2 protein-coding genes and 1 pseudogene are annotated in these 3,244 nt (G+C 76.4%); 1 reads left to right on the forward strand and 2 read right to left on the reverse strand.

Annotated features, from left to right (window positions below; all coding sequences use genetic code 11):
- Positions 1-392, forward strand: a pseudogene (locus ABD323_RS40180) (DUF2637 domain-containing protein); the annotation flags it as partial.
- A gap of 60 nt (positions 393-452) precedes the next feature.
- Here the strand turns inward: ABD323_RS40180 and ABD323_RS40185 are convergent.
- Entirely contained in the window at positions 453-2,666 is a 2,214-nt protein-coding gene (locus tag ABD323_RS40185; RefSeq protein ID WP_344447064.1) for a SpoIIE family protein phosphatase, read from the reverse strand.
- 172 nt (positions 2,667-2,838) lie between these two features.
- A partial coding sequence (locus ABD323_RS40190) for an ATP-binding protein (protein ID WP_344447066.1) occupies positions 2,839-3,244 on the reverse strand: 406 nt, incomplete at its 5' end.

Here is a 3,244-nt window from a genome sequence, read left to right on the forward strand (position 1 = left end):
TGATGCTGCTGGAGAACGTGCGCAGCCTGGACGAGGCGGTCGAGGAGGTCCGCGACACCAAGCGCGAGGCGATCGTGAACCGCGAACGCCAGCGGCTGGCCAGCCGGCGCGAGCGGGCCGAGATCCGGGCGATCAACCGCCAGCACGGCGGCTGGGGCCGCTCGCGCTCCGCTGCCCTGGCCGCCCGGCAGCTGGAGCCCGGCGGCAGTGCGGAGCCCGCGATAGCACCGCCGGCCCCGGAGGAGCCGGCGCTGCCCGCCGCCGCCCCCGGCCTGCCGGCCCGCCCCGGACGGCGCGCCATCGACCTGACCACCGACGAGGACACCATGACGCTGCCCCGGCTGGACTCGCTGGAGCAGAAGCTCAAGGACCTGGAGAAGCAGTTCGGCTAGCCGGTGCCGTGCGAACGGCTGACCGCGGGTGCGGCTGGCGGCGGGCGGGGCGGGGGGACCTCAGCCCGCCTCGCCCGCCGTCAGCTCGAACCACATCCGCTTGCCGGTCCCGCGCGGCTCCACGCCCCACGCGTCGGCCAGCGCCTCCACCAGCATCAGCCCGCGCCCCGAGGAGGCCTGCTCCCCCGGGGTACGGCGCTTGGGCCACAGGTCCGACTCGTCCTCCACCTCGATCCGCAGCCGCGGCTCGCGGCCGTCCTCGCGGTAGAGCCGGGCGGTGAACATGGCGTCCCGGTCGGTGTGCCGGATCGCGTTGGTGACCAGCTCGGAGGCGAGCAGCTCGGCGGTGTCGATCAGCTCGGCCACCCCCCAGCGGCGCAGCGCGTCACGCAGCTCACCGCGCAGCTCGGCGACCCGCGCGAGGTCGGCCTGCCCGATCCGGCGGCGCAGCTGCTGGGCGGCCAGCCCGCCCTCCGGGCCGTCCCAGCGCAGCAGCAGCAGCGCTATGTCGTCCTCGCGCTCGGAGGAGTCGGCGGCCCCGGCGGCGATCCGGTCGGCCAGCTCCTCCAGCGGGTCGAGGGCGCCCTCGCGGCGCGGCGGCAGCTCGCCGGAGACCACCGTGCAGAGCCGGCCCATGCCGGTGTCCAGGTCCATCCGGCGCGACTCGACCAGGCCGTCGGTGCAGAGCACCAGAGTGTCACCCGGGTCCAGGCTGAAGCGGGTGACCTGGTAGGACTGGTCGGCCGAGACGCCCAGCGGCAGGCCGCCGACCACGCTCTGCACGCAGCTGCTGCCGTCGGTGCGGCGCACCACCGGGTCCAGGTGGCCGGCCCGCACCGCGTAGACCACGCCGTAGTCGACGTTGACCTCCGCGTAGGTGCAGGTCGCGAAGTGGTCGGTGTCCAGGTCGGCCAGGAAGCGTGAGGCGCGGGCCATCACGGCGGCCGGCGGGTGGCCCTCGGCCGCGTACGCCCGCAGCGCGATCCGCAGCTGGCCCATGATGCCGGCCGCGTGCACGTCGTGCCCCTGCACGTCGCCGATCACCAGGCCCACGTGCCCGCCGGGCAGCGGCACGACGTCGTACCAGTCGCCGCCGATCTGCAGCCCGGAGCCGGCCGGCAGGTAGCGCACGGCGGTGGTCACCCCCGGCACGGCGGGGACGGTGCGCGGCAGCATCACCCGCTGCAGGCCGGCCGCCAGCTCGTGCTCGGCGTCGTGCAGCCGGGCCCGGGCCAGCGACTGGGCGACCAGTCCGCCCAGCGTGGAGAGCAGGGTGCGCTCGTCGGTGTCCAGCTCGCGGGCCTCGTCGAAGCTGACCACGCAGAGCCCGATCGCCCGGCCGCTGGCCACCAGCGGCAGGAAGGCCCAGGCGCTGCGGCCGGTGGTGGCCGCCCGCGTCCAGGCCTGCGGGAACCGCTCGCGGTACTCCTCGCGGCTGGAGAGGAAGACCGGCACCCGGCGGCGGACCGCCTCGGCGGCGGGCTGGAACGGTTCCAGCGGCGCCCGGTCGTAGACCGTGACGTCCTCGTGCCGGTAGCCGCTGGCGCCCAGGATCTTCAGCCGTCCGGTCTCCAGCGCGGCCAGCACCAGGCCGTCCGGCGGCAGGCCGGGCAGCGGCAGCTCGGTGAAGACCCGGGCCACGTCACGCACCGTGACCGCCTCGGACAGGGCCCGGGCGGCCTCCTTGATGAAGCGCGAGCGCTCCTCGCGCAGCGCGGCCTGCCGGTCGGCGTCCTCGCGCTTGTGCAGCTCGGCGGTGGCGTCCCAGACGAAGCCGACCATCCGCGAGGGGCGGCCGAAGGCGTCGGCGAGCACCCGGCCGCGGAAGCGCACCGCGTGCAGCTCGCCGCCGGGGAAGACGGTGCGGTAGTACGCCCCGCACTGGCCGAGCTCCGCCACCGCGCGCTCGACGCGGCGGCGCACCACCGGGGCGTCCTCGGGGTGCAGCAGGGTCAGGAAGGACTCCGCGCTGCGGTCCAGCCGGCCGCCGGCGACGCCGATGATGGCGCAGGCCCGCTGGTCGGCCTCGATCAGGTCGCGGCGGATGTCCCAGTCGAAGGAGCCGATGCCGTTGGCGGCCATCGCCGGCTCGAGCCACTCGGGGGTGGAGTCACCGGTGCGCACGGGCAGGCCGGGCACGGCCTGGACGGCGGTGGGTGCCACGATCCGGCCGGCCGCCAGGCCGGTGCCGCGCGCCGCCGGCCGCCGACCGCCCTGGGCCGGCGGCCCGAGCGGAAGGCGTGCGGGCCCCTGCGGCTCGGGCTCAGTCGCCATGGTTCTCCTGCCCCTGCCGGGTCGGTGGGTTGGGTACGCGGTCCTCGGACGGTTCCCCGGGTGGGGGAATCCGGGTCCGGACACACATTCTCACCATCCTGTCGAATGTTCGGCAAAGCGGCAATGGCACGAAGTCGCGACACCGCGACTTCGTGCCGGCGTCAGCCGCTGTTCAGACGGGGTCCGCGGGCGTGGGCCCGGCCGACTCCCGGCCTGGCGCCTGCGGTCCGGCGGCCAGGGTGAACCAGGTCACCTTGCCCTCGCCGCGCAGCCGCACCCCCCAGTCCTCCGCCAGCGCCTCCACCAGCATCAGCCCCCGCCCGGAGGTCGCGGTGCGGTGGGCGCGGCGCTGCCGGGGCAGTCGGCCGCTGTGGTCGGCCACCTCGACCCGCAGCCGGCCCTGCTCGTCCAGGTAGCCCGCCAGGACCGCGCCGGCGGCGGTGTGGCTGAGCGCGTTGGCGAGCAGCTCGGCCGCCAGCAGCTCGGCGGTGTCGGCCCGCTCGGGCAGGCCCCAGTGCGCCAGCGCGGCCCGCAGCCGGGCGCGCAGCGCCTCGATCGCGGCGAGCTCGCCCGCCGCG

Origin of the sequence: Kitasatospora nipponensis, from assembly GCF_039528135.1 — a bacterium.
Taxonomy (GTDB): Bacteria; Actinomycetota; Actinomycetes; order Streptomycetales; family Streptomycetaceae; genus Kitasatospora; species Kitasatospora nipponensis.